This is a genomic window from Arthrobacter sp. 135MFCol5.1 (assembly GCF_000374865.1).
Lineage (GTDB): Bacteria > Actinomycetota > Actinomycetes > Actinomycetales > Micrococcaceae > Arthrobacter.
In genome coordinates this window covers 1-25071 of the sequence record NZ_KB895452.1, presented here as the reverse complement: position 1 = coordinate 25071, position 25071 = coordinate 1, and the positions used below count along the sequence as shown (strand labels likewise).

The window sequence follows — 25071 nt, the reverse complement described above, 5'->3', positions numbered from 1 at the left end:
ACCGGTCCTGGGGCCAGGAACAACAGAACGAAACAGCACAGCGGGCGGGAACCGAAAGGTTCCCGCCCGCTGTGCTGTTTCCCTGTGCTGGTGCCCTTCCCTTATCAGTCGCCGCCGCCCGCGCCCGTTTCGCGGTTGGTGGGCCACGATGCCGGGCCGGCCGAACCGGCGTCGTACTCCTCCAACGGGACCTCACCCTTCGCCCACGCCGTGAGCACCGGCTCCACGATCCGCCAGCAGTCCTCCGCGGTATCGCCGCGGACAGACAGCAACGGGTCTCCGGTCAGGACGCCCTCCAGCACCTCCCCGTACGGCAGCAGGTCTGAGGCACTCAACTCCGCCTCCAACGTGACCCGGCCCAGGCTGAAAATGTTCCCCGGGCCGTTGACGTCGACGTCGAACTCCAGCGTGTCCGGACCAAACCCGATCCGCAGCTGGTTGGGGGAGTCCACCCCCGTGAATCCCCGCGGCAGGTGGGGTACGGGAAGGAAGGTGACCACCGCCTCCTTGCGCTTGTCGCCCAGCGCCTTCCCGGAACGCAGGATGAACGGCACTCCCCGCCAGCGCCAGTTGTCGATGTCCACCTGGATCTCCGCAAGCGTCTCCGTTCCTCGGCCGGGATCCACCCCCGCCTCCTTTGCGTAGTCGGGGACGGCCTTCCCTGCAATCGATCCCGCCGTATAGCGCGCCCGGCGGGTAGTGCCGGTGAACGGTGTACGGACGCTGCTGGCCCGCAGCACGCTGGATACCGCGTCGCGGAGGTCGCGCTCGCCGATAGTGGCTGGAGGTTCGATGGCCATGAGGGCCATGACCTCCAGCAAGTGGCTCTGGATCATGTCGCGGAGCGCGCCGGCACCGTCGTAGTAGCGGGCCCGGCCCTCAAGGGCAAGGTCCTCATCGAAGAAGATCTCCACCTTCTCCACGTGCTGCCGGTTCCACACCGGCTCCAGGAAGTTGTTGGCAAACCGCAGGCCCAGGATGTTAAGCACTGTCGCCTTGCCCAGGAAGTGGTCCACGCGGTGGATGTGGTCCTCCGGAACCAGTCGGGCGAGCGTACGGTTCAAGGAGCGCGCCGACTCCTCGCTGGAACCGAACGGCTTCTCCATGACCAGCCGGGTGCCCTCGGGAACCTCCTCCGGCTGGAGTGTCTCGCAGGCCTGCTGGCTGATGCGTGGCGGAAGTGCAAAGTAGACGGCCACAGGGCCCTTGAGCCCTGCCAGCAGGGACGCCAGGGCACCCTTGGCCGTGACATCCACCTGGTGGTACGCCGTTTCCTCCTGCAGTGCTTCGAGGGCTTCCTTCCCCGGGCCGTCCGCTGCGCCGGCTGCGGCGGCGAAGGACGAGCGGACCCGGTCCTGCCACTGTTCCTTGGTCCAGGGATCCGATCCGGCACCCACCAGCCGGAGCCCTTCCGCCCGGCCCGCCGCCGCCAGCCGGGCAAGGCCGGGAAGGAGGAGCCGGCCGGTGAGGTCGCCGGAGGCGCCGAGGATGAGCAAGGTCTGCACAGATGTTTGGCTCGTCATTTTGCCAGCATGCCATCTGACGTGGCTGACTTGATACCCTAGGTAGTCGAGTCCCGATCATCTCTTGAAAGAAGTTCACGGCGCGTGTTCAATTCACTCTCTGACCGGTTGACAGCAACCTTCAAAAATCTCCGCGGCAAGGGCCGCCTCACCGAGGCCGATGTCGATGCCACGGTCCGCGAGATCCGCCGTGCCCTGCTGGACGCAGACGTCGCCGTTCCGGTGGTCCGCGAGTTCACCGGGAAGGTCCGCGAACGTGCGCTCGGCGCCGAGGTCTCGGCTGCCCTGAATCCCAGCCAGCAGATCGTCAAGATCGTCAACGAGGAACTCGTGGAGATCCTGGGCGGCGAAACCCGCAGGATCCGGCTGGCCAAGAGCGGCCCCACCATCATCATGCTGGCCGGCCTCCAGGGTGCAGGCAAGACCACCTTGGCCGGCAAGCTGTCCAAGTGGCTGAAGGCCCAGGGCCACAGCCCCATGCTGGTGGCCTGCGACCTCCAGCGCCCCAACGCCGTCACCCAGCTCCAGGTGGTGGGCCAGCGCGCCAACGTGCCCGTTTTCGCCCCGCACCCCGGCGCCACGTCCACCGAGCTGGACCACCCTGCCGGTGACCCGGTCGCCGTCGCCCGTGCCGGCGTCGAGGAAGCCAAGCGCACCCTGCACGACGTCGTGATCGTGGACACCGCCGGCCGCCTGGGCGTCGACGCGGACATGATGGAGCAGGCCCGCCAGATCCGCCGCGCCATCGTCCCGAACGAAGTCCTCTTCGTGATCGACTCCATGATCGGCCAGGACGCGGTCAACACGGCCCTCGCCTTCGATGAGGGCGTCAACTTCACCGGCATCGTGTTGTCCAAGCTCGACGGCGATGCGCGCGGCGGTGCCGCACTGTCGGTCGCCTCGGTGACCGGGAAGCCGGTCATGTTCGCCTCCACCGGCGAAGGCCTGGACGACTTCGAACTCTTCCACCCGGACCGGATGGCCTCGCGCATCCTGGACATGGGCGACATCCTCACCCTCATTGAGCAGGCCGAGAAGTCCTGGGACAAAGACGAAGCAGCCCGGATGGCGAAGAAGTTCGCCGACCAGGAAGACTTCACCCTCGAGGACTTCCTCGCCCAAATGCAGCAGATCCGCAACATGGGCTCCATGAAGAAGATGCTCATGATGATGCCGGGCGCGCAGAACATCCGGCAGCAGCTGGAGCAGTTCGACGAGCGCGAAATCGACCGCGTCGAGGCAATCGTCCGGTCCATGACGCCGCACGAGCGCCTCGCCCCGAAGATCATCAACGGCTCCCGCCGGGCGCGCATCGCCCGCGGCTCCGGCGTCCACGTTTCCGAGGTCAACGGCCTGCTGGAACGCTTTGCGCAGGCCCAGAAGATGATGAAGAAGATGGCCCAGGGCGGCATGCCGGGAATGCCCGGGATGCCGGGTATGCCCGGTGCCGGTGGGGGTGCGCGGAAGAACGCCAAGAACGCGCCGAAGAAGAAGGCGAAGTCCGGCAATCCGGCCAAGGCTGCGCAGGAACGCAAGGAGGCCGAGGCCCGGCGCGCCAATGCGGGCAAGGCGCTGCCCACCGGTGCCGCTTTCGGCCAGCAGGGCGGCGACTTCGATCCGTCGCAGTTGAACCTCCCCAAGGGCTTCGACAAGTTCCTGGGCAAGTAGCGGTTCCCCACGGATGTCGGTGCCGTGGAATAGGGTTGGGTCATGTTCAAGCAGCGGGTAGTTTTCGTGCACGGCGCCGGTGCTTTCGGCGCCGCCGCGTGGCCCCGCCAGCACGGCATGGCGCTGTCCTTCGACGCCCTGTTCCTTCGCAGGCAGGGCTATGACGCCGTCGCGGAGCCGGTGGAATCATCATTTGCGGAGGACACTGCCATCGTGCTGCGGTCCCTGGCCGATGATGGCCGCGGCGCCGCCGGCGGACACGTGGTGGCGCACTCCCAGGGAGCCATTCCTGCCATGATGGCGGCCGTCGAACGCCCCGACCTCGTCTACTCCCTGACCCTGGTGGAACCGGCGTGCCTCTCCCTGACCGCGGAGCTGCCGGCCACGGCGGCACACATCAGCCTGATGAAGCCGCTTCTCGAGGTCCGCCACCAGCTCAGTGACGAGGACTTCCAACGGGAGTTCGTCCGGCGGGTCTATGCCACGGACCTGCAGCAGCCTGCCACCGCGGAGGAGAAACGGTCCGCGCGCCGGCTGCGGCTCCAGGTCCCGTCGTGGGAAGCGCCCCTGCATATTGTTCCCGGGGTCCCCACCTTGGTCCTGACCGGGGGCTGGGAGCCGCTGTACGAGGAGATTGCCGGTTACCTGCGGGAGACCGGTGCCCTGCACCGCGTTGCCGCGGGCGGGCACCGGCCCCATGATTCGGTGGAAGGCGACCGGACCATCAGGCAGTTCATCGGCGAGGTCAGCCGCAGCGAGCCGGCCCGGGCCTCCTAGCTGCCGGCGGGCACCTGCAACTCCGGAAGGTAGACCTTGCCGCCGGCGGCCAGGAACTCCTGGCTCTTCGCCCGCATCCCCGACGCCGCCTCAGTGAGCGCCGCCTGCGCCTCAGCCGAGCCGTATTCATTCCGGATGTCCTGGCTGATCCGCATCGAGCAGAACTTGGGTCCGCACATGGAGCAGAAGTGCGCTGTCTTGGCGGGCTCGGCCGGCAACGTCTCATCGTGGAACGATTCCGCCGTCTCCGGGTCCAGCGACAGCGCGAACTGGTCGCGCCAGCGGAATTCGAACCGGGCCTTGGACAAAGCATCGTCCCGCTCGCGCGCCCCCGGGTGGCCCTTGGCCAGGTCCGCTGCATGGGCCGCAATCTTGTACGTGATGACGCCGGTCTTCACGTCGTCTTTGTTGGGCAGGCCCAGGTGTTCCTTGGGCGTGACGTAGCAGAGCATGGCGGTGCCGTACCGTGCGATTTCGGTGGCCCCGATTGCCGAGGTGATGTGGTCGTAGCCGGGCGCGACATCGGTCACCAGCGGACCGAGTGTGTAGAACGGCGCACCCTTGCACAGCTCCTGCTGCCGCTCCACGTTTTCCCGGACCAGGTGGAACGGCACGTGCCCGGGGCCTTCGACCATCACCTGGACGTCGTACTCCCACGCGCGCTGCGTCAGCTCGGCCAGCGTATCCAGTTCAGCGAACTGCGCCGCGTCGTTGGCGTCCGCCGTGGAGCCGGGCCGCAACCCGTCCCCCAGGGAGAACGCGACGTCGTACTTCGCGAAGATTTCGCAAAGTTCGTCAAAATGCGTGTACAGGAAGTTCTCCTGGTGGTGGGCCAGGCACCAGCCGGCCATAATGGAACCACCGCGCGAGACGATGCCCGTCACCCGGTTGGCGGTGAGCGGGACGTACCGCAGCAGGACACCGGCGTGGATGGTCATGTAGTCCACACCTTGCTCGCACTGCTCAATGACGGTGTCCCGGAAGATTTCCCAGGTCAGCGCGTTGGCTTCGCCGTTGACCTTTTCCAGTGCCTGGTAGATCGGAACCGTTCCGATCGGGACAGGGGAGTTGCGGATGATCCATTCCCTGGTGGTGTGGATGTCGTCCCCCGTGGACAGGTCCATCACCGTGTCGGCACCCCATTGGGTGGCCCACTGCAGCTTGTCCACCTCTTCGGCGATGGAGCTCGTCACGGCAGAATTACCGATGTTGGCGTTGATTTTCACCAGGAACGCCTTGCCGATGATCATGGGCTCGGACTCAGGGTGGTTGATGTTGTTCGGGATGATGGCCCGACCGGCGGCTACCTCGCTCCTGACCAGTTCCACGTCGCAGTTTTCCCGCAGCGCCACGAAACGCATTTCCTGCGTGATGGTGCCCTGCCGGGCGTAGTGCATCTGGGTCACCGTATGGCCGTCGACGGCGCGGCGGGGCACCGGCCGGGCGCCCTTCCACTCCGCGGAGGCAGCGCCCCGGCGCACGGCCGAGCGGCCGTCGTCGAGCAGGTTGCGTTCCCTGCCGGTGTAGGCCTCGGTGTCCCCGCGCGCCACGATCCATTCGGCACGGAAGGGCTCCAGGCCGCGGACGGGGTCGCTTCCCGGTCCGGCCGTCCGGTAGGTCCGGAAAGGTGCGTTCGGCTGCCCGTTGGGTGATGGCTCCAGCGCGATCTCGGTGACCGGGACCCGGATGCCGGAACCGGCGTCGTCGATGTAAGCCAGTGAATGCGACTTCAGCGACTGCGTCACCCGCACTTGGGATTCGCCACTGGATCCGGTGCCGGGACCGTTGGCCGCATCGGAACCGGACGGCACCAGGGCAGGGTTCAACTGGGTTTTTTGTGTACTCAAGGGAATACTCACTTCCTTCGCCGGCATTACCCGGACAGGTTCAACGGTCGCAGGCTGCGGCAGCCCGATCTCAGCCCCTGCAGGGGCACCCGTGTGGTCAGCAACGAAGCTACCACAGCCCTTCGGAAGCCCGTTGTAACAATCGATGATGCTAGCCTGACCGGGCAACGAAAGGATGCCCGGATGGCAGGAATAATTCACTTTCGCGGACCCGTCCTGGCTGCACCGGACAGCCTGCGGCAGGGACTCTGGTCCGTGGGCGGCAAGCTCACGTTCCGCCGGCCCGCACAGCCACCCGACCGGGTACTCGACGGCTGGGTATTGCCGGGCTTCGTGGACGCCCATTGCCATATCGGGCTGGGGCCGGCCGGTCCGGTGGAGGCCGCCGTAGCGCAGGAACAGGCGCTTGCGGACCTCAACGCCGGAACCCTCCTGGTCCGTGATGCGGGTTCGCCCGCCGATACGCGCTGGATGCAGGGCGGCACGGACTTCCCGGTGTTGATCCGCGCCGGCCGGCACATTGCCCGGACCCGGCGCTACCTGCGCGGTTTCGCCCACGAGGTCGAACCCGAGGACCTCGTTGAGGCCGTGCGCAAGCAGGCCCGGGACGGGGACGGCTGGGTCAAACTGGTGGGGGACTGGATCGACCGGGGCGCCGGTGACCTGGCGCCGTCCTTTCCTGCCGCCGTCGTCCGCGACGCGGTCCAGGCTGCACACGACGAAGGTGCCCGGGTGACGGCCCACTGCTTCGCCGAAGACACCCTGGACCAGATGCTCGACGCCGGCATCGACTGCATCGAGCACGCCACCGGGCTGCTGCCACGGCACCTGCCCCGGTTCGCCGGGCAGGGCGTGCCGATCGTGCCCACCCTCATCAACATCGCCACCTTCCCGGACATTGCCGCCCAAGCGGAGCCGAAGTTTCCACGGTACGCAGCCCACATGCGGTCCCTCTGGGAGCGGAGGCTGGAGCGCGTGGCCGAGGCCCACGCAGCGGGGGTGCGCATCTTCGCCGGAACAGACGCCGGCAGCGTCATCGGCCACGGCCGCATCGCGGACGAAATCCTCGCCCTGCACGGTGCGGGCCTGCCGATGACTGCAGCGCTGGATGCAGCGTGCTGGGCAGCCCGCCGCTGGCTCGGAGCGGACGGCCTGGAAGAAGGCGCACGCGCCGATGTGATCGTCTGTCGTGAGGACCCACGGGCGGTCCCGGAGACCATCGGCAGGCTGGAACACGTCGTGCTGGGCGGCCGCATTATCCGTTGACCCAACGTGGCCCCCGGGACTTGGAATAAATTGAAGCTTCAAGTAATTTTAAGAAGTGACAGGCCGCCATCGGGACGGCCGCCAATCCAAGGAGCCTCCAATGACCGCATCAGCCAACAGCCAGGACCTGCTTCCTGCCGACCTCGCCATGGGCACGGTGATGCTCAAAGTGGGGGACATGAAGGTCATGACCGACTACTACCAGCGCGCACTCGGCCTGGACGTGGTGGCCGAGCAGGACGGCGGACTGTACCTCGGCCGCCTTGGCCGCCCCCTGGTGCACCTGGCCCCGGCCCCCGGGCTGAACCTGCCCGGCAGGGGAGAGGCCGGACTCTTCCACACCGCGCTGCTGTTTGAAGACCAGGCCTCCCTTGCCGCCACCATCGCCACTGCGGCCCAATACGAGCCGATGTCCTTCACCGGCAGCGCCGACCACCTGGTCAGCGAAGCCTTCTACTTCACCGATCCGGAAGGCAACGGCATCGAACTGTATTGGGACCGGCCGCGCAGCAACTGGTCCTGGAACGGGACGGACGTGGTGATGGACAGCCTTGCCCTTCCCCCGCAGCGCTACCTGGACCAGCACCTCACCGAGGAATCGCTCGAAGGCCAGCGCGTGACGGCCGCAGGCGTGGGGCACGTCCACCTCCAGGTGGGAGACGTCCAGACGGCGCGCGACTTCTACGTGGGCACCCTCGGTTTCGAAAAGACGGCGGGCTGGCACGGGCAGGCCTTGTTCGTTTCCGCCGGGCGGTACCACCACCACATGGCCATGAACGTCTGGAACAGCCGCGGGGCCGGCCCCCGCAAGGACACCCTTGGGCTGGGCGAAGTCCTCATCGAAGTTCCTTCAGGGGACGACGTCGGCGCCTTGGCTGACCGCCTCAAGGTCGCCGGAGTGACCGCGCACCACACCGGCGCCGAACTCCGGTTCGAGGATCCGTGGCGCAACCGGCTGCGGGTGGCCGTCCGCTGAGCTGCGCTGCCGGCGGAGGCCGGCCAGCGCCGAGAACTGTCCTGTGCGGCCCGGCCCGGCGCGTGCCCCTGCCGGTCCCCAGCTACTAGGCTGATTCAGTACGGCCGGGACGCGGGCAGCGCCCGGCGCGCAGTTCCGCCAACGGAAGAAGGGCAAACAGCCATGGGCTTCACCGAGATCTTTGTTGCCACCCATGACGCCGCGCTCAAACGCGCCGGCCTCCTTGATGCAGGGAGCGCGCCCGCGGCGAACGTCGGTCCTGGCAGCCAGGCCGTGCGGATCGAGGGAGTCAGCGACTTCGAAATCGAACAGCTCGGCGACCTCGCCGGGACTGCTGTCCACGCCGGTGGTGCCGACTATGAGCTGACCATGGTGGACGTCGCCAGTGACTCCCTCCTGGCAGTTCCGCCTGCCATGGTCCGTGCGCTGGCCGACCTCCTGTCCTACGAGACCGAAGGCGAGGGCAACGTCCTCGAAGACGTCGCCGAGCAGTGGGCCGCGCAGGACGACATGCCCTTCGGCGCGGCCCAGGCCCGTACCTACGTGGAGCAGCTCGCCAGGCTCGCGGCCGGGTTGGACGACGCCGAGCGGACCGGGCTGTACGTCTGGTCCGCCTGACCGGCGCCGGCGCGAAGCGCGGCGACGCCGAGTCGAAATAAGTTCGCTGATCTGGCACAATAAACAGGTACTCGATCTGCGTGGCCCCTCTCTCCGCGTCCGGATCCTGTCCTTCGAACCCGCAAGTACGGCCCGCCCCACGGGTGCAGAACGCCGGGTTCACCCCTTTTCTGAAACAGGAGTGACCACAAAAGTGGCCGTAAAGATTCGCCTTAAGCGCTTCGGCAAGATGCGCGCCCCGTACTACCGCATCGTCGTCGCGGACTCACGCACCAAGCGTGACGGCCGCGCCATCGAGGAGATCGGCAAGTACCACCCCACCGAAGAGCCCTCGTTCATCGAGGTCAACTCCGAGCGTGCCCAGTACTGGCTGTCCGTCGGCGCCCAGCCGTCCGAGCAGGTTGCCGCCATCCTGAAGATCACCGGTGACTGGCAGAAGTTCAAGGGCCTCCCGGGCCAGGAAGGCACCCTCAAGACCAAGGTCGCGAAGGACGCTTTCGTAGCTCCGGAGAAGGGCTCGGTCATCATCCCGGAAGCCATCACCAAGAAGGCCTCCAAGTCTGACGCTGCCGAGGCCCCGGCCGACGCCGAAGCTGAGACCACCGAGGCTGAGTAGATTGCTGGCAGAAGCGCTGGAGCACCTGGTCCGTGGAATCGTTGATTCCCCGGACGACGTCAAGGTCAGTTCGAAGAACAACCGCCGCGGGGACACCCTCGAAGTGCGGGTTCACCAGGATGACCTCGGACGGGTGATTGGCCGCCAGGGCCGCACCGCACGCGCACTGCGCACCGTGGTGGCAGCACTGGCCGGCGGCGAACCGGTCAGGGTCGACGTCGTCGATACCGACCGCCGCCGCTGAGCGCTCGGCAACACTTAGTTCTGCTCCGGCCCCTCCACCACCTGGTGGAGGGGCCGGACTGCTTTGATCAACACAGTGCTTTCACCCCACACCAACCACAACCCGGAACAGAGGAACAGATGCAGCTTCAGGTGGCGCGGATCGGCAAGCCGCACGGCATTCGCGGGGAAGTCACGGTCCAGGTGCTGACCGATGCCCCCGACGACAGGTTTGTCCCCGGCACGGAGTTCGTCGTTGAACCCGCCGCGTCCGGGCCCTTGACGCTGGACAGTGCGCGCTGGAACAAGGACATCCTGCTCCTGGGCTTCGCGGAAGTGAAGGACCGGAACCAGGCCGAAACCCTCCGCGGCGCCAAGCTCTTCATCGAGACGGAAGAACTCGACGAAGATGGCGACGAAGGCTGGTACGAGCACGAACTCGTCGGCCTCCAGGCGCGGGTCGGCTCACAGGTGGTGGGAAAGGTGACAGCCCTGGCCACCATGCCCGTCCAGGACCTGCTGACCGTGACCACCCCGGCGGGCGAAGAGATCCTGGTCCCCTTCGTGGAGCAGATTGTGCCCGAGGTCAACCTTGAGGAGGGCTTCGTCCTGCTCACCCCGCCGGACGGCCTCTTTGAACTGAACGCCGGCGACGCCGCATCCCCGGAACCCGAAGGCCGGGAATAGATGCGGATCGACGTCGTCAGCATCTTCCCCGAATACCTTGCCCCGCTGGAGCTCTCACTGATCGGCAAGGCCCGCCAGGACGGGATCCTGGACCTGCACGTCCACGACCTCCGCAGCTTCACCACCGACAAGCACCGTTCCGTGGACGACACTCCGTACGGCGGAGGCGCGGGGATGGTCATGAAGCCCGAACCGTGGGCGCAGGCCCTCTCAGCGGTGGCCCAGGGCCGTCCCGATCCGCAGCACAAACCTGTCCTGATCGTTCCCTCTCCCGCCGGCGAGAGGTTCACGCAGGCCCTGGCTTATGAACTGGCAGAGGAAGAGCACCTTGCTTTCGCCTGTGGCCGCTATGAAGGCATCGACGAGCGCGTCATCGAGTGGGCGCAGGAGCACTTCACCGTCCGCCCCGTAAGCCTTGGCGACTACGTGCTCAACGGCGGGGAAGTCGCTGTCCTGGCCATGGTCGAGGCCATCGGCAGGCTCCTGCCGGGTGTGGTGGGCAACCCTGAGTCCTTGGTTGAGGAGTCCCACTCCGACGGCCTGCTGGAATATCCGGTCTACACCAAGCCGTCCGTATGGCGGGACCGCGAGGTCCCCGCGGTCCTGCTCAGCGGAAACCACGGCAAGATCGCGCAGTGGCGCCGGCACGAGCAATACCGCAGGACGGCCGAACGCCGCCCGGACCTCCTGGAGGCGTTCGACGCCGGCAATCTTCCGCGTGCCGACCGCACCGAACTGCACAACCTGGGATTCGACATCGTGGCCGGAAGGTTGGCCCGCCGCCCGGACGCCGGGCCGGGGGTACAGGAATAGCTTCCGCGCCGGACCCGAGTTGGCGTAACCCCTGCACTGTGGCAAAATTGGTCTTTGTGTCTGCTGGGTCCGCACCTGCCACAGGGGGTAGCGCGGCCAACAGCCGGACAACCGGCCTCATCAACCATTGAAGCGGCCGGACCCCTTTACTTCGGCGGCAACAATCCGGCCCGCTTTTCGGCGGCCGGACCTGCCTGCCGTGACCCAAAGTGAATGACCTGTGGCGTTCACCAGGAGTGCAACCATGCATATTCTCGATTCCCTCGATGCAGCTTCGCTGCGCAACGATGTTCCCGAATTCCGCGCGGGCGATACCCTCAAGGTCCACGTGAACATCATCGAAGGCAAGAACTCCCGTGTCCAGGTGTTCCAGGGCTTCGTCCTGGGCCGCCAGGGCGATGGCGTCCGCGAAACCTTCACCGTCCGCAAGGTTTCCTTCGGTGTCGGCGTGGAGCGTACCTTCCCGGTGCACTCCCCGATCATCGAAAAGATCGAGGTCGTTACCAAGGGTGACGTCCGTCGCGCCAAGCTTTACTACATGCGCGCACTGCGCGGTAAGGCTGCGAAGATCAAGGAAAAGCGCGACTTCGCCACCGGCAAGTAAGTTCCTTTCGGACTTGCCACTCGGCTGGGACGCGGCCGTGACCGGCCAGCGCCGGAGCAATCCACCAGCGCCAGGATACGGACCATGCACCAGACAAAACGCCAGCCCCGCACCATGGGCTGGCGTTTTGTGTTCCTGGCCCTGGTCCTTGCCGTCACCATCAGCGGCGTGGTGCGCTCCTTGTGGATCGATGTCTACTACATTCCCTCCGAGTCCATGGAGCCGCTGCTCCAAGGCGGTGACCGGATCCTGGTCTCGCGCACCGATTTCCAGGCCGACCCCATCAGGCGCGGGGACATCGTCGTCTTTGACGGACGCGGTACGTTCGCGCCCCTGAACAGCGGCAGGGGTCCGCTGATGGACGCAGTGGGCGGCCTCGCCCAGTGGCTGGGCCTCACCGGGAGCGACACCACCTACGTCAAGCGGGTCGTAGGCCTCCCGGGCGATACGGTGGTCTGCTGCGACGCGGGCGGCAAGGTCACCGTGAACGGGGTACCGCTGGATGAGCCGTACATCTTTCCCGGAGAGGTCCCGAGCACGCAGAAGTTCAACTCGGTGGTCCCCGAGGGCAGGTTGTGGCTGATGGGGGACCACCGGTCGGTATCCGCCGATTCGCGCAGCCTGCTGGGAGCTCCAGGAGGCGGCATGGTCCCGCTGGAGCGCGTCATCGGCCGGCCGGTCCAGATCCTGTGGCCCCTTGATAGATTTGCTCCAGTAGAGCGGCCGCCAGTGGTGGGGCCGACAACACAGAACGGACGGTAAATGCCCGAGAACCCAGCGCGGAATCCTGAACCGCGCCATGACGGCGCCGCAGGGAACCAGGCCGTTCCAACCCCCGCAGAGCCGGGCGACAGTCCCGAGGCCGGCACGAACTCCCACCGGAAGGGCGGCTCCCGCTCCAAACCGGCCGGAAAGGCCACGGGCAACCCTTTGCTCGGGTGGCTCAAGGAGATTGCCACCGTCGTGGTCATCGCCGTTGTGCTGTCCTTCCTCATCAAGACTTTCCTCTTCCGGGCGTTCTTCATCCCGTCCGAGTCCATGGTGAACACCCTTGATGTGGACGACCGGATCTTCGTCAATCTCCTCGTCCCGGAGCCGTTTGCGCTCAGCCGAGGGGACGTGGTGGTGTTCCGCGACACCAAGGGCTGGCTGCCGCCAACAGCAGCAAAAACCCAGGGGCCGTTCACGTGGGTCCAGGACGGCCTGACGTTTGTGGGGTTGCTGCCAGACAACACCGACCAGCACCTGGTCAAGCGGGTCATCGGGCTGCCCGGCGACCACGTGGTGTGCTGCGACGCCGGCGGTAAACTGACCATCAACGGAACCGCCGTGGACGAGACCTACATCAACCCCGCCGAAGTCCCGCAGGTCCGTAACTTTGACGTCACCGTTCCGGAGGGCAAAGTGTGGGTGATGGGCGATAACCGTAACCATTCGGCGGATTCCCGGTCACACATGGAAAACGACGGCGGCTTCATCGACCTCAAGGACCTTGAGGGCAAGGCCGCCGTCATAGCGTGGCCGCTGAACCGGATCAAGACCCTGGACAACTACCCGGACGTGTTCCGCAACGTCCCGGCGGCCCGCTGACCATGCCGTCCGCCACCCGCACCGTCCCCGCAGCAGCGCCGCGCAGAAGCGTCGGAGCCACGCCGGCGCGCGGGGCCAAGGCGCCCACCTTGCGGCACGAGCGTACGTTCAAGGCCCAGGGCGTGCGGCTCCTGGCCGGCGTTGACGAGGTGGGCCGCGGTGCGCTTGCCGGGCCGGTCAGCGTGGGAATTGCTGTCGTGGACCTGGAGCGCCAAAAACCGCTGGCGGGCGTGCGGGACAGCAAGCTCCTCAGCCCGGCCGAGCGCGAGCGGCTGGAACCGTTGGTGCGGCGGTGGAGCGTTGCGTCGGCGGTTGGCCATGCGACCGCCGCCGAGATCGATTCGCTCGGCATCATTGCAGCCCTGCGGCTGGCAGGAACCCGTGCCTGGGGGGCCATCCTGGGAGCCGGAATCATTCCGGAAGCGGTGCTGCTGGATGGAAGCCACAACTGGCTTTCCCCGGCAGAGCAGCTTTCCTTGTTCGACCAGCCGGTGGTGGAGGCCGCCTGTGAAGCGCCCGTCCACACCAAGGTCAAAGCGGACATGCAGTGCCTGAGTGTGGCCGCAGCGAGCGTCATCGCCAAAGTGGAGCGTGACCGGATGATGCGCGAATTGCACCTCGAGTACCCGGATTACGGCTGGGACATCAACAAGGGTTACGCCACCGCAGCCCACCGTGATGTCCTGCGCGCAGCCGGACCGACTCCCTACCACCGGGTCAGTTGGCGGCTGCTTGGCGGCGAGTTGCAAGGCACCGAATCTCCTGACGAAGACCCGCAGGACGAAGCCTGAGTCCTGCTCCCGGCGCCGGCGCCCCCGGACATGGTGCAAGATGGAAGCATGAGTGCCGAGGATCTTGAGAACTATGAAACCGACATGGAGCTTCAGCTCTACCGTGAATACCGCGACGTCGTCGGCCTGTTCACCTACGTTGTCGAGACCGAGCGGCGTTTCTACCTCGCCAACCACGTGGACCTGCAGGCCCGCAGCGCCGACGGCGAGGTCTACTTCGACCTGACCCTCCAGGACGCCTGGGTCTGGGACGTTTACCGCTCAGCGCGCTTCGTCAAGAGCGTCAGGGTCCTGACCTTCAAGGATGTCAACGTCGAAGAACTGCCGCGCAACGAGGAGCTGGCCCTGCCCAAGGACGTGGACCTGGGCAACTAGCAGCGCTCCGACTCTTCCTCCACAGAAAGGCCCTGTCCACATACGGCAGGGCCTTTCTGTGCCCTGCAGCGGTTCGCCGCCAAGCTGGTTCCGGAGGTATACATGAAATCGAAGGACCTGCTGGGCCGGCGCGGCGAAGACCTCGCCACCGGTTATCTGGAAACGCTGGGCATGCTGGTGGTGGAGCGCAACTGGCGATGCACCGAGGGCGAGATCGACATCGTGGCCCTTGACGGTGACGCGCTGGTCATCGCAGAAGTCAAAACACGCCGCTCCCTGGACTTTGGCCATCCCTTTGAAGCCGTGGGGCCGGAGAAGCTGGCACGCCTGCACCGGCTCGGCGCCGCCTGGTGCCGCGACCGGGAATTGCGGATGCCCCTGCGCCGCGTGGACGTTATCGCCGTGGTGGACGACGGCGGCGGCCACCCTGTGGTGGAGCACCTCAAGGGGGTTGGGTGATGGCCCTGGGGCGGACTTACTCCATCGCCCTGGTAGGCCTGAACGGGTACGTGGTCGAAGTGGAGGCCGACATTGGCCAAACACTGCCGGCTTTCGTCATCCTCGGGCTCCCGGACGCGGCCCTCAACGAAGCCAAGGAACGGATCCGTTCTGCCGCGAAGAACTCCGGCATCCCGCTCAGCCGCCGGAAGATCACCGCCAACCTCATCCCGGCGTCGCTGCCTAAACGTGGTTCGGGTTTCGACCTCGCGGTCACCATGGCCGTGCTGAGGGCATCGAACGATGTCAAAGCCACCGGACGGACCGTCTTCATTGCCGAGCTCGGCCTCGACGGACGGCTGCGGCCGGTGCGGGGAATCCTGCCTGCCGTGATGGCCGCGGTACAAGCCGGCTATCCGGACGTCGTGGTGGCGCAGGCAAACCTTGCCGAGGCATCGCTCGTGCCTGGCGCCAGTGTCCGCGGCTACCGCACGCTGGCGCGCCTGGCCCTGGACTTCGGGGCGGATCCGCAGGAGCTCGCCTTGGACTTTGAACCGGACGACGCCGACGATGTTGACGATGGACACCCGGCGGCCGGGCCGTGTCCGGACATGGCCGATGTTGCCGGCCAGTCCGAGGCACGCCAGGCGTTGGAAGTGGCTGCCGCAGGGGCACACCACCTGCTCCTCACGGGGCCGCCCGGGGCAGGTAAAACCATGCTTGCGGAACGGTTGCCGGGCCTTTTGCCGGATCTTGGTGACCATGAGTCCATGGAGGTCACGGCCATCCACTCGCTGTGCGGCCTGCCGGCGTCCGCGGTCCAGCTTCTGCGCCGGCCACCCTTTGAAAACCCGCACCACTCAGCCACTGCGGCGGCCATCATCGGAGGCGGTTCAGGACTTCCGCGGCCGGGGGCGGCATCCCGCGCCCACCGCGGCGTGCTGTTCCTTGACGAGGCCCCGGAATATGAACGCCGGGTTCTCGATGCCTTGCGTCAGCCCCTGGAGAGCGGTGAGCTGGTGATCCACCGGGCGGCCGGGACTGCCGCCTACCCGGCCCGCTTCCAGCTGGTGCTGGCCGCAAACCCCTGCCCGTGCGGGAAGGCCTCCGGCAAAGGCCTGGACTGCACGTGTACCCCCGTGATGCGCCGCCGGTACCTCGCCAGGATGTCCGGCCCACTCCTGGACCGGGTGGACATCCAGTTGCAGGTGGAAAGGGTCTCTCTGGCCGAGTTCGGGCAGGCCGGCCGGGAGGAAGATACCGCAACGGTCGCACTGCGGGTCAGGGCAGCACGTGAGCGGCAGGGAGAGCGGTTGCGGTGCTTTGGCCTGGAAACGAACTCGCAGGTCCCGGGGCGCATCCTGCGCGGTGACTTGCGACTCGCTCCGGCAGCCACCCGGATCCTGGACCAGGCCTTGGAGCGCGGGGTCCTGACCGCCCGCGGCTATGACCGCGTCCTCCGGCTGGCATGGACCTTGGCCGACCTGGGCCGGCGGGACTTGCCGGACGCCAATGACATCGGGCAGGCGCTTGGCTTGCGGCAGGCTGCCGCGGCAGTGGCGTGAGGAGGACGGCAAACGTGAACAAACTAAAGGAACTGCGCGTGGCAAACGATTCGGCAAACCATCCAGCAAAGGTTGACGAGCGGTTGGCCCGGGCAGCGTTGTCCCGCCTCATGGAGCCCCAGGACGCCGCAGGCCTGGCCCTCGTGCATGTTGCGGGGGCAACGGATGCCCTTCGGATTGCCACCGGTCGGGTCACGGCCGGGGCTGACCTGGAGCGTGAAATCACCTCGTTGCTGGCTGACAGCGGGGCGAGCAGCTGGGCGGGAATGGCTGCAGCCTTGAAGCGCTGGCAGCCGCGGATCCCTGACCTGGCTCCGGAACGTGACCTGGCCACGTTGGCACGGCTGGGTGGCCGCCTGATCATTCCCACGGACGAGCTGTGGCCCTCCCAGTTGGCCGACCTCGGCATCCAGGAGCCCCTGTGCCTCTGGTGGCGGGGTCAGGAACACCCGCTGCCGGACGCAGCCATGTCCATCGCCCTGGTAGGTTCCCGCGACAGCACCAGCTACGGGGCTGCGGTGACAGGGGATCTGGCATACTCGCTGGCGCAACGGGGCTTCACGATAGTGTCGGGCGGCGCCTACGGCATCGATGCACACGCGCACCGTGCCGCCCTCGCGGGGGGATCCTCGGCCGTCCCGACCATCGCTGTGATGGCCGGCGGAGTGGACCGGTTCTATCCGTCGGGAAACGAGGACCTGCTCCGGGCCGTGGCCAACCAAGGCGCGGTCCTGGCGGAGGTACCGCCGGGATCGGCTCCCACGCGGTACCGGTTCCTGCAGCGGAATCGGCTGATTGCTGCGCTTTCGTCAGTGACAGTGGTGGTGGAAGCGCGGTGGCGCTCCGGTGCGCTGAACACAGCCCACCACGCCGAAACCCTGGGGCGGGCAGTGGGGGCGGTCCCCGGATCAGTCCACAGTGCCAACTCGGCCGGCTGCCATCGGCTCCTGCGGGACGGCGGCGCGATCTGCGTCACCGATGCCGCGGAAGTGGCCGAACTCGCCGCGCCCAGCGGAGCGGGGCTGCCCGAACAACGGCCAGGTGCAGCCGCCGTGCAGGACGGGCTGACCCTGGAGGACCTGATCCTGCTGGATGCACTTCCGCTGCGCTCCACCACGTCGGTGGAAAAGCTCTCGGCGGTGGCCGGATTGGGACAGGACTCGGTGCGCGCCGGCCTCGGCCGGCTGGGGCTGCTCGGGCTGGCCGTCTCTGAACGCGGCGGCTGGAAACGAGGCAAGGTATGACCGTGTCCGGCTGCGGTGAACGAGGGCAAGCCTGAGACAGTGTAGGAGTGGACCATGACGAACTGCCCAAGGAGCTCGGCTCGGCACTGGACGCATTTGCCGCCTACCTGTCGGGGGAGCGGGCCGTGTCGGAGCATACCCGGCGTGCCTACCTGGGGGACCTGCGGAGCCTCTTGGCGCACGCCGCATCCGAGGGCGCGACCGGGCTGAAGGACCTTGAACTAGGAACCTTCCGCCGTTGGCTCGGCAGCCAGAGCTCGGCGGGTGCCGCACGCTCAACGCTGGCGCGCCGGTCCGCTACGGCCAGGGCATTCACTGCCTGGGCCCTCCGGGAAGAACTTCTGGAGACGGACCCCGCCCTGCGCCTGAAAGCCCCCAAGCGCGAAGGATCATTGCCGGGAGTACTCCAGGCCTCCCAGCTGGCGCGAATGCTGGAAGGGCTCGAAAACTCGGCACTGGACGGTGACCCGCTGGCCGTCCGGAACCGTGCCATCGTGGAACTCCTCTACGCCACGGGCATCAGGGTAGGTGAACTTGCCGGGTTGGACGTCGACGACCTGGACCCGGACCGCCGGACGCTGCGGGTCATTGGCAAAGGCAACAAGGAACGTACCGTGCCCTACGGTGTGCCGGCCGCCCTCGCTGTTGACGATTGGCTGCGGCGGGGCCGCCCTGCCGTGGCGACGGGCACCAGCGGGCCGGCGCTGTTCCTGGGTGCCCGCGGTGGCCGGGTTGACCAACGCCAGGTCCGCACCCTGGTCAACGTTCTTTTCGGTGCCCTCGGTGACACTTCCGTGTCCGGGCCCCACGCCTTGCGACACTCTGCTGCAACCCATTTGCTCGACGGCGGCGCGGACCTGCGTGCCGTGCAGGAGATCCTTGGCCACAGCAGCCTCGCCACGACCCAGATCTATACCCACGTCTCGGTTGACCGCCTGCGGAAGAGCTACCAGCAGGCTCACCCCCGGGCCTGACGGTGTGGCTCATCGCACTGGCGTAATTCCACGGGGTACGGCACAATGAGAGTCACGTCCGGCAACTTTCAAGTCCCGCTTGAAGCTCCCTGAGCTTTCTGCGGCTCGGCAAGTCCGGACACAGCTTAGTCTGATACACCTGAATATCGGGAACCACCGCCGCAGTGCAGGGCACGGCAGTTCCATCCGGGCAGAGGTCGTTGGGGAAGACGTACCTAGAGCTATGGAGGATGGAATGTCTGTTGCAATGACCCGCGGTGTGCTGTTTGTTCACTCGGCCCCTACGGCCCTGTGCCCCCATGTCGAGTGGGCAATCGGGGCTGTGGTGGATAAGCGGACCGACCTGGAGTGGACCCCGCAGCCTGCCGCGCCCGGAATGTTCCGTGCGGAGCTTTCCTGGACCGGAACCCCCGGCACGGGATCCAAGCTGGCGTCCTGCCTCCGTGGCTGGGCGCACCTGCGCTATGAGGTGACCGAGGAGCCCACCCAGGGCGTGGACGGCGGCCGGTGGTCGCACACGCCAGAGCTGGGGATCTTCCACGCCGTCACCGACGTCCATGGCAACATCATGGTGTCGGAGGACCGCATCCGCTACGCCTACGAATCGGGTGCGGGCGATCCCGCCGCCGTCTACCACGAACTCTCGCTGGCCCTGGGCGAGGCGTGGGACGAGGAACTGGAACCGTTCCGCCACGCCGCCGAAGGCGCCCCCGTCCGCTGGCTGCACCAGGTAGGTTGACCGACGTCGTCCGCCCGGGCGGCCAAACGAGTACCCATCCATAGCACAAGAGGAGGCCCCGCCAGCCGGCGGGGCCTCCTCTTGCTGTCCATGCGTTGTGCAGGACAGGGGCTAGATGCTGCGGATGGCCACCACGGCGTTGTGTCCGCCGAACCCGAAGGAGTTGCTGAGTGCCACGATGCTGCCGGCAGGCAGGTCACGGGCGGAGGTGACAACGTCGAGCGGGATCTCGGGGTCCTGGTTCTCGAGGTTGATGGTGACCGGAGCCTTGCGCTCATGGACGGCCAGGACGGTCAGGACCGCCTCCACCGCGCCGGACGCGCCCAGGAGGTGCCCCATCTGCGACTTGGTGGCGGAAACCGCCACGTTGTCCACGTGGCTGCCCAGGGCGGCACGCAGTGCCGTGTATTCCGGCTTGTCGCCTACGGGGGTCGACGTCGCGTGGGCGTTGACGTGCACCACGTCCTCGGCCTGGATACGGCCGTCGAACATCGCTGCCTTGAGCGCGCGGGTGGCGCCGAGGCCTTGGGGATCCGGAGCGGTGATGTGGTACGCGTCTGCAGTGACGGACGTACCGGCGAGCTCGGCGTAAATGCGTGCTCCACGGGCCAGGGCGTGCTCCTCGGCCTCCAGGACCAGTGCTCCGGCCCCTTCGCCCATCACAAAGCCGTCACGGTCGGTGTCGTAGGGACGGGAGGCGCGCTCGGGCTCGTCATTCCTGCGCGACAGTGCCTGCATGGAGGCGAAGGCCGCCAACGGCATGGGGTGGATTGCGGCTTCTGCGCCGCCGCACATCACTACGTCCGCCTTGCCGGAGCGGATGAGTTCGAGGCCGAGGTGCATGGCTTCGGTGCCTGAGGCGCATGCGGATACCGGGGTGTGGGCGCCGGCTCGGGCGCCGAGGTCCAGGCTGACGGCCGCGGCCACGCCATTGGGCATCAGCATGGGAACGGTCATGGGCAGGACCCGGCGCGGGCCCTTCTCCTTGAGGGTGTCCCAGGCATCCAGCAGGGTCCAGACCCCGCCAATGCCGGTGGCGAACGCAACAGCCAACCGGTCCTGGTCGAATTCGGTGATGCCGGAGTCGGCCCAGGCCTCACGGGCCGCAATGACGCCGAACTGCGTGGATGGGTCCATCCGCTTTGCTTCAACCCGGCTCAGGACGTCCAGCGCGGGTGTGCTGCAGCGGGCAGCGAAATGGACGGGGAGCTCGTACTTGGCTACCCAGTCGTCCTCCAGGGTGCGGGCACCGGAGACCCCCTTGAGGGCGTTGTTCCACATGGTGGGTACATCGCCGCCGATGGGCGTGGTGGCACCCAGACCGGTAATGACTACTTTGCGCGTCATGGGATCACTCTTTCGTCGGTGGGGAATCCGCCTGCGCCAACCGCAGGGTCCCGCACATTTGATGATCGGCCAGTCCCGGTCGGGGCACTGTGCCGGTTAGATGCGGCGGGCTGCCGATCCGGTCAATCCGGATCGGCAGCCCAGCCAAGCCGTGAGACGGCGGTAGCCTGGATTAGGCCTGTGCTCCGGCAATGAAGCTGACGGCGTCGCCGACGGTCTTGAGGTTCTTGACCTCTTCGTCCGGAATGCGTACGCCGAACTTTTCCTCGGCGTTGACCACGATGGTCATCATGGAGATGGAGTCGATGTCCAGGTCCTCGGTGAAGGACTTGTCCAGCTCGACGGCCTCCGGGGCCAGGCCGGTCTCTTCGTTGACGATTTCAGCCAAGCCGGCCAGGATCTCTTCGTTGCTAGCCATTGGTGGCTCCTTTTCTTGTATTGCCGGCAGGGGCTGCCGGAAACGGTCGGGTCGCGGTCGCGGCCCTTGGGCGTATCTAGGGAAGGACAATTACCTGCGCGCCGAAGACCAGCCCGGCGCCGAAACCGATCTGCAGCGCCAGCCCGCCGCTCAGCCCGGGGTTCTCCTGCAGGAGACGGTGCGTTGCCAACGGGATGGAGGCCGCGGACGTGTTGCCGGCGTCGGCAATGTCCCGTGCCACTGTAACCGTCTCGGGCAGCTTCAGCTTCTTCACCATCTCGTCGATGATGCGCATGTTCGCCTGGTGCGGGATGAAGGCAACCAGGTCTTCCGCCTCGATGCCGGCAGCGTCGAGCGCCTGCTGGGCAACTTTCGCCATCTCCCACACGGCCCAGCGGAACACGGTCTGGCCGTCCTGCCGGAGCGTGGGGTAAAGTTCCTGCGCTTCTTCAAGGAGGGCAAGGTCGCCGGTGGAATCGGACTGCCGGGCCGCCATGCCGAGATCGCGGACGTCCAGCAGGGAACGGGTCATGCCGATCGCATCCCATTTACTGCCGTCCGAACCCCACACCGACGGGGCGATGCCGGGAGTGTCGGAGGGACCCACGACGACGGCGCCGGCGCCGTCCCCGAGCAGGAAGGAGATGGTGCGTTCCCGGTTGTCGATGACGTCCGAGAGCTTTTCCGCGCCCACCACCAGGACGTACTTGGCAGCGCCGGAACGGACCAGGGCGTCGGCCTGGGCGATGCCGTAGCAGTAACCGGCGCAGGCTGCGGAGATGTCGAAGGCCGGTGCCGGTGTGGCGCCGATGCGGTCCGCCAGGCTGGCAGCGGCTGAGGGTGTCGCGTACGGGTGCGTCACGGTGGACACGATGACGGCGCCGAGCTGCGAAGGCTCGATCCCGGCCTTCTGCATGGCCTCGCGGGCAGCGCCCTCAGCCATGTCGATCACGCTCACGTCCGCGGCCGCACGGTGCCGGGTCACGATGCCGGTGCGCTGGCGGATCCACTCATCGGAGGAGTCGATCCACTGGCACACGTCTTCATTCGTGACGATGACGTCCGGACGGTACGCCCCCAGCCCGAGGATGCGGGTGTGCTCATGGATGGGAGCCTGCTTCAGCGTGGGGACGCTCATGCGTTCCCCTCCAGTTCTGCGAACAGTGCCAGGGCGGCAGAGAGGTCTTCGGGAGTCTTGACCGCTACCGTCTTGACGCCGGACATGCCTCGCTTGGCGAGTCCGGCCAGGGTGCCTGCGGGGGCGAGTTCGATGAGTCCGGTGACACCGCGCTTGACCATCGCGTCCATGCAGAGGTCCCACCGCACCGGGCGGGAAACCTGGGCGATGAGGCTCTCGACGGCGGCACCGCCGTCGGTGACCTCGCCGCCGTCGTAGTTGGACAGCAGGGGCACCTTGGGGGCTGCCGGGTTCAGCTGCGGCGCCAGCGCCTTAAGCGCGTCAACGGCCGGTGCCATGTGGCTGGTGTGGAACGCACCGGCCACCTTCAACGGAATCACCCGGGCCTTGGCAGGCGGGTTCGCGGCCAGCGCCTTCAGCTGGTCGAAGGTTCCGGCCGCAACGGTCTGGCCGGCGCCGTTGACGTTCGCGGGGGCCGCGCCGGCTGACTCAATGGCAGCCAGCACCTCGGCGGGGTCGCCGCCCACGACGGCGCTCATGCCGGTGGGCGTGACGACAGCCGCGGCGGCCATGCTGTTGGCCCGTTCGCGGACAAAGGTCATGGCTTCCTGCTCGGTCAGCACGCCGGCGAGGGCGGCAGCAGTGATTTCGCCCACCGAATGGCCGGCGAGGATAACCGGAAGGGAATTGAGCTCCACGTCGAAGAGGGAAGCCGCCGTGACCAGGCCTGCGGCAACGATCAGGGGCTGCGCAACGGCAGTGTCCTTGATGGTTTCCTCGTCGGAGGTGGTCCCGTGGGCGATCAGGTCGATCCCCGCGATGTCGCTCAGGGCGGCCAGCTGGCCTGCCACCGAAGGTAGTTCCAGCCAAGGGGCCAGAAAACCCGGGGTCTGCGAGCCCTGTCCAGGGCAGACTATTGCAAGCACGTAACCAGCTTTCCAAATTACTGTGTGATCCAGCGGTGTTTCACCGCACCAAGCTCACGGGGTCAGGTTGTAGGAAGTCTACAATGACTCACGCTTGGTTCCGGGACGACTGCCGCTCCGTGGCGGCCTTTGGCGGGGCAGAAAGGCGGCCCACCACGAGCGCTGCCTGGAGCACAAACGCCTCCCTGGGCAGCAGCGGGTCCCAGCCGGTGACGTCGCAAACGCGCTTCAACCGGTACCGGACGGTGTTGGCGTGGACGAAGAGTTCCCGTGCCGTTGCCTCCAGCGAATGTCCCAGCTCAAGGTAGGTTCCCAGGGTTTCCACCAGGCCGTTGGACGCTGCCACGAGGGGCCGGTAGATATTCTTGACCAAGGAACGCCGTGCGGCATCATCGCCGGAAATCACCCGTTCCGGCAGCAAATCGTCGGCTGCTACCGGCCGAGGCGCCGACGGCCACGCCCGGGCGGCAGTGAGGCCGGCAAACGCCGATTGCGCCGATCCGCTGGCCTCCAGCAGGGAACCGGCCTCGGGGCCGTAGACCACGGGGCCGGGTGCGAACATTTCGCTCAGCTTCACATAGGCCGATTCGCGGTCCTGCACCCCGCCCAGGATGAGGATCAACCGGTCGCCCTGGATCCCCACCAGTGCGTCCTCTGCGAAACGCCCGGCCATCCGCCGCAGTTCGCTCACGTAGCTGGCGCTGGGTTCGGACGGCGAGTTTCCCACCATGACCGTGAAACGCTCCTGCGCCTTCCAGCCGAGGGCCGCGATGCGGGAGCGGAGCGCATCTGTGTTTTCACCCCGAAGGATCGCATCCACGATCAGGGCTTCCAGCCGGGTGTCCCACGATCCCCGCGATTCGGCGGCCCGGGCGTAGACATCGGCTGCGGCGAACGCGACTTCACGCGAGTACCGAAGGACTGCTTCGCGCAGGGACGGCTGGTCTGCCTCCGGCGCAATGACGGGAACCTGGTCCTCGACAACCTCCACCACGATCCTGATCAGCTGCAACGCCTTCTGCAGGCTGATGGAGCGGGTCAGTTCCGTGGGCGCCGTCCCAAACACATCCGTCAGGATCCACGACGGAGAGCTTGGACGCTCGTACCAGGTGACGAATGCCGCGATCCCGTTCTGGGCCACCATGCCCAAGGCCGACCTCTCGTCGGAGCTGAGCCGGCTGTACCAGGGCAGCGACTGCTCAAGCTTGCGCATGGTGGTTGTGGAAAGCTGGCCGACGTTGGCCCGCAGCTGCTTTAGGGTTTCGGACTTCTCCGGTGTGACCTTCGGCGGGCTCGGTTTCCGTTTGGCGGACGGGCTGGCTGGTGCTGGCATTCTTTGAGCATACGGCCCCCACCGCGCAAGCTCCATTTGTGCGAAGGCTACAATCCGCTTTGCGCTGCGTCACAGCAGGCAGGCACCCCGGAACGGACAACGGCGGCCCCCTCCGTGATGGAGGGGGCCGCCGTTGGTTCTGCTGCGAAAGGCTGTCAGGCCTCCCCGCCGGCATTGCCGGTGGTGCCGGCATTGACGTTGAGCAGCTTGTACTTCTCGATGGCCTTGACCGGGGCGTCAACATCCACCTCGCCACGGCGCGCCAGCATTTCAAGGGCACGCACCACGATGGAGTGGGTGTCGTTTTTGAAGTAGCGGCGGGCTGCTGCGCGGGTGTCGGAGAAGCCGAAGCCGTCGGCGCCGAGGGTGGCGAATTCGTTGGGGATGAATTGCCGGATCTGGTCGGGGACGGCTTTCATGTAGTCGGTGACGGCGACGATGGGGCCGGTGGCTCCTTCGAGTTGCTGGGTGACGAACGGGGTGCGGGCGGGTTGGCCGGGGTTGAGGAAGGCTTCTTCTTCGGCGGCGAGGCCGTCGCGGCGCAGTTCGTTCCAGGAGGTGACGGACCAGACGTCG

General features: G+C 66.9%; 27 protein-coding genes and 1 riboswitch. Of the genes, 19 read left to right on the top strand and 8 right to left on the bottom strand.

The annotated features are described in order from the left end of the window. Window positions 1-104: 104 nt before the first annotated feature. Window positions 105-1523 (bottom strand): glucose-6-phosphate dehydrogenase, encoded by a 1419-nt coding sequence (locus tag C563_RS20740; RefSeq protein ID WP_043423620.1) that lies wholly within the window; start codon window positions 1521-1523, stop codon window positions 105-107. Between the two features lie 84 nt (window positions 1524-1607). Between C563_RS20740 and ffh the strand changes: the two genes are divergently transcribed. Together ffh and C563_RS0100125 are read left to right on the top strand one after the other, a co-directional pair. Further along, window positions 1608-3191, top strand: coding sequence for a signal recognition particle protein (ffh, locus tag C563_RS0100130; protein ID WP_018760006.1), 1584 nt, complete (start codon window positions 1608-1610; stop codon window positions 3189-3191). Between the two features lie 42 nt (window positions 3192-3233). Then, window positions 3234-3968: an alpha/beta hydrolase gene (locus C563_RS0100125; protein ID WP_018760005.1), complete on the top strand. Its 735-nt coding sequence runs from the start codon at window positions 3234-3236 to the stop codon at window positions 3966-3968. Here C563_RS0100125 and thiC read toward each other — a convergent pair. Continuing rightward, window positions 3965-5815 carry a phosphomethylpyrimidine synthase ThiC gene (thiC, locus tag C563_RS0100120; RefSeq protein ID WP_043423619.1) on the bottom strand — a complete coding sequence of 617 codons (1851 nt, stop codon included), beginning with the start codon at window positions 5813-5815 and terminating at the stop codon, window positions 3965-3967. The genes C563_RS0100125 and thiC overlap by 4 nt on opposite strands. Then, window positions 5811-5918: riboswitch (TPP riboswitch) on the bottom strand. It overlaps the preceding gene by 5 nt. Window positions 5919-5998: 80 nt before the next feature. Between thiC and C563_RS0100115 the strand changes: the two genes are divergently transcribed. The 17 genes from C563_RS0100115 (at window position 5999) to C563_RS0100035 (ending at window position 19333) form a co-directional block, all read left to right on the top strand. Then, window positions 5999-7081: an amidohydrolase family protein gene (locus C563_RS0100115; RefSeq protein WP_018760003.1), complete on the top strand. Its 1083-nt coding sequence runs from the start codon at window positions 5999-6001 to the stop codon at window positions 7079-7081. A gap of 100 nt (window positions 7082-7181) precedes the next feature. Further along, window positions 7182-8057 (top strand): VOC family protein, encoded by an 876-nt coding sequence (locus tag C563_RS0100110; RefSeq protein WP_018760002.1) that lies wholly within the window; start codon window positions 7182-7184, stop codon window positions 8055-8057. Window positions 8058-8219: 162 nt separating this feature from the next. Then, window positions 8220-8675 (top strand): hypothetical protein, encoded by a 456-nt coding sequence (locus tag C563_RS0100105; protein WP_018760001.1) that lies wholly within the window; start codon window positions 8220-8222, stop codon window positions 8673-8675. A gap of 193 nt (window positions 8676-8868) precedes the next feature. Beyond that, window positions 8869-9291: a 30S ribosomal protein S16 gene (gene rpsP, locus C563_RS0100100; protein WP_018760000.1), complete on the top strand. Its 423-nt coding sequence runs from the start codon at window positions 8869-8871 to the stop codon at window positions 9289-9291. 1 nt (window position 9292) lies between these two features. Beyond that, window positions 9293-9535, top strand: coding sequence for an RNA-binding protein (locus tag C563_RS0100095; RefSeq protein WP_018759999.1), 243 nt, complete (start codon window positions 9293-9295; stop codon window positions 9533-9535). Between the two features lie 119 nt (window positions 9536-9654). Further along, complete coding sequence (rimM, locus tag C563_RS0100090) at window positions 9655-10200, top strand: ribosome maturation factor RimM (RefSeq protein ID WP_018759998.1); 546 nt, start codon at window positions 9655-9657, stop codon at window positions 10198-10200. Next, window positions 10201-11013 carry a tRNA (guanosine(37)-N1)-methyltransferase TrmD gene (trmD, locus tag C563_RS0100085; protein ID WP_018759997.1) on the top strand — a complete coding sequence of 271 codons (813 nt, stop codon included), beginning with the start codon at window positions 10201-10203 and terminating at the stop codon, window positions 11011-11013. It abuts the gene before it with no gap. A gap of 244 nt (window positions 11014-11257) precedes the next feature. Next, window positions 11258-11617: a 50S ribosomal protein L19 gene (gene rplS, locus C563_RS0100080; protein ID WP_018759996.1), complete on the top strand. Its 360-nt coding sequence runs from the start codon at window positions 11258-11260 to the stop codon at window positions 11615-11617. A gap of 84 nt (window positions 11618-11701) precedes the next feature. Beyond that, window positions 11702-12379: a signal peptidase I gene (lepB, locus tag C563_RS0100075; protein WP_018759995.1), complete on the top strand. Its 678-nt coding sequence runs from the start codon at window positions 11702-11704 to the stop codon at window positions 12377-12379. Beyond that, on the top strand, window positions 12380-13207 hold the full coding sequence (gene lepB, locus C563_RS0100070; protein ID WP_018759994.1) for a signal peptidase I: 828 nt from the start codon (window positions 12380-12382) through the stop codon (window positions 13205-13207). Window positions 13208-13209: 2 nt separating this feature from the next. After that, window positions 13210-13998 carry a ribonuclease HII gene (locus tag C563_RS0100065; protein ID WP_018759993.1) on the top strand — a complete coding sequence of 263 codons (789 nt, stop codon included), beginning with the start codon at window positions 13210-13212 and terminating at the stop codon, window positions 13996-13998. 48 nt (window positions 13999-14046) lie between these two features. Next, entirely contained in the window at window positions 14047-14373 is a 327-nt protein-coding gene (locus C563_RS0100060) for a DUF2469 domain-containing protein (protein ID WP_018759992.1), read from the top strand. A 102-nt stretch (window positions 14374-14475) separates the two neighbouring features. Continuing rightward, window positions 14476-14832: a YraN family protein gene (locus C563_RS0100055; RefSeq protein WP_018759991.1), complete on the top strand. Its 357-nt coding sequence runs from the start codon at window positions 14476-14478 to the stop codon at window positions 14830-14832. Further along, on the top strand, window positions 14832-16376 hold the full coding sequence (locus C563_RS0100050; RefSeq protein ID WP_018759990.1) for a YifB family Mg chelatase-like AAA ATPase: 1545 nt from the start codon (window positions 14832-14834) through the stop codon (window positions 16374-16376). Before C563_RS0100055 ends, C563_RS0100050 begins: the two co-directional genes overlap by 1 nt. Before the next feature lie 110 nt (window positions 16377-16486). Then, entirely contained in the window at window positions 16487-17620 is a 1134-nt protein-coding gene (gene dprA, locus C563_RS0100045; RefSeq protein WP_231369827.1) for a DNA-processing protein DprA, read from the top strand. A 47-nt stretch (window positions 17621-17667) separates the two neighbouring features. Next, window positions 17668-18594 (top strand): tyrosine recombinase XerC, encoded by a 927-nt coding sequence (locus tag C563_RS0100040; protein ID WP_018759988.1) that lies wholly within the window; start codon window positions 17668-17670, stop codon window positions 18592-18594. 235 nt (window positions 18595-18829) lie between these two features. After that, a complete protein-coding gene (locus C563_RS0100035) occupies window positions 18830-19333 on the top strand; it encodes a DUF3145 domain-containing protein (protein WP_026264214.1) in 504 nt (167 codons plus the stop codon). Between the two features lie 111 nt (window positions 19334-19444). Here the strand turns inward: C563_RS0100035 and fabF are convergent, their stop codons facing one another. From fabF to C563_RS20735, 6 genes are all read right to left on the bottom strand, one after another. Further along, window positions 19445-20680, bottom strand: a complete 1236-nt coding sequence (gene fabF / locus C563_RS0100030) for a beta-ketoacyl-ACP synthase II (protein ID WP_018759986.1) — start codon at window positions 20678-20680, stop codon at window positions 19445-19447. A gap of 172 nt (window positions 20681-20852) precedes the next feature. Beyond that, window positions 20853-21098, bottom strand: coding sequence for an acyl carrier protein (locus C563_RS0100025; protein WP_009359314.1), 246 nt, complete (start codon window positions 21096-21098; stop codon window positions 20853-20855). A 76-nt stretch (window positions 21099-21174) separates the two neighbouring features. Then, window positions 21175-22236 (bottom strand): beta-ketoacyl-ACP synthase III, encoded by a 1062-nt coding sequence (locus tag C563_RS0100020; protein ID WP_018759985.1) that lies wholly within the window; start codon window positions 22234-22236, stop codon window positions 21175-21177. Beyond that, window positions 22233-23162: an ACP S-malonyltransferase gene (locus C563_RS0100015; protein WP_026264213.1), complete on the bottom strand. Its 930-nt coding sequence runs from the start codon at window positions 23160-23162 to the stop codon at window positions 22233-22235. The genes C563_RS0100020 and C563_RS0100015 overlap by 4 nt, the downstream gene beginning before the upstream one ends. A gap of 88 nt (window positions 23163-23250) precedes the next feature. Then, window positions 23251-24495, bottom strand: a complete 1245-nt coding sequence (locus tag C563_RS0100010; RefSeq protein WP_018759983.1) for a PucR family transcriptional regulator — start codon at window positions 24493-24495, stop codon at window positions 23251-23253. A 155-nt stretch (window positions 24496-24650) separates the two neighbouring features. Continuing rightward, on the bottom strand, window positions 24651-25071 hold a 421-nt coding region (locus C563_RS20735; RefSeq protein WP_043423614.1), incomplete at its 5' end, for a transketolase-like TK C-terminal-containing protein.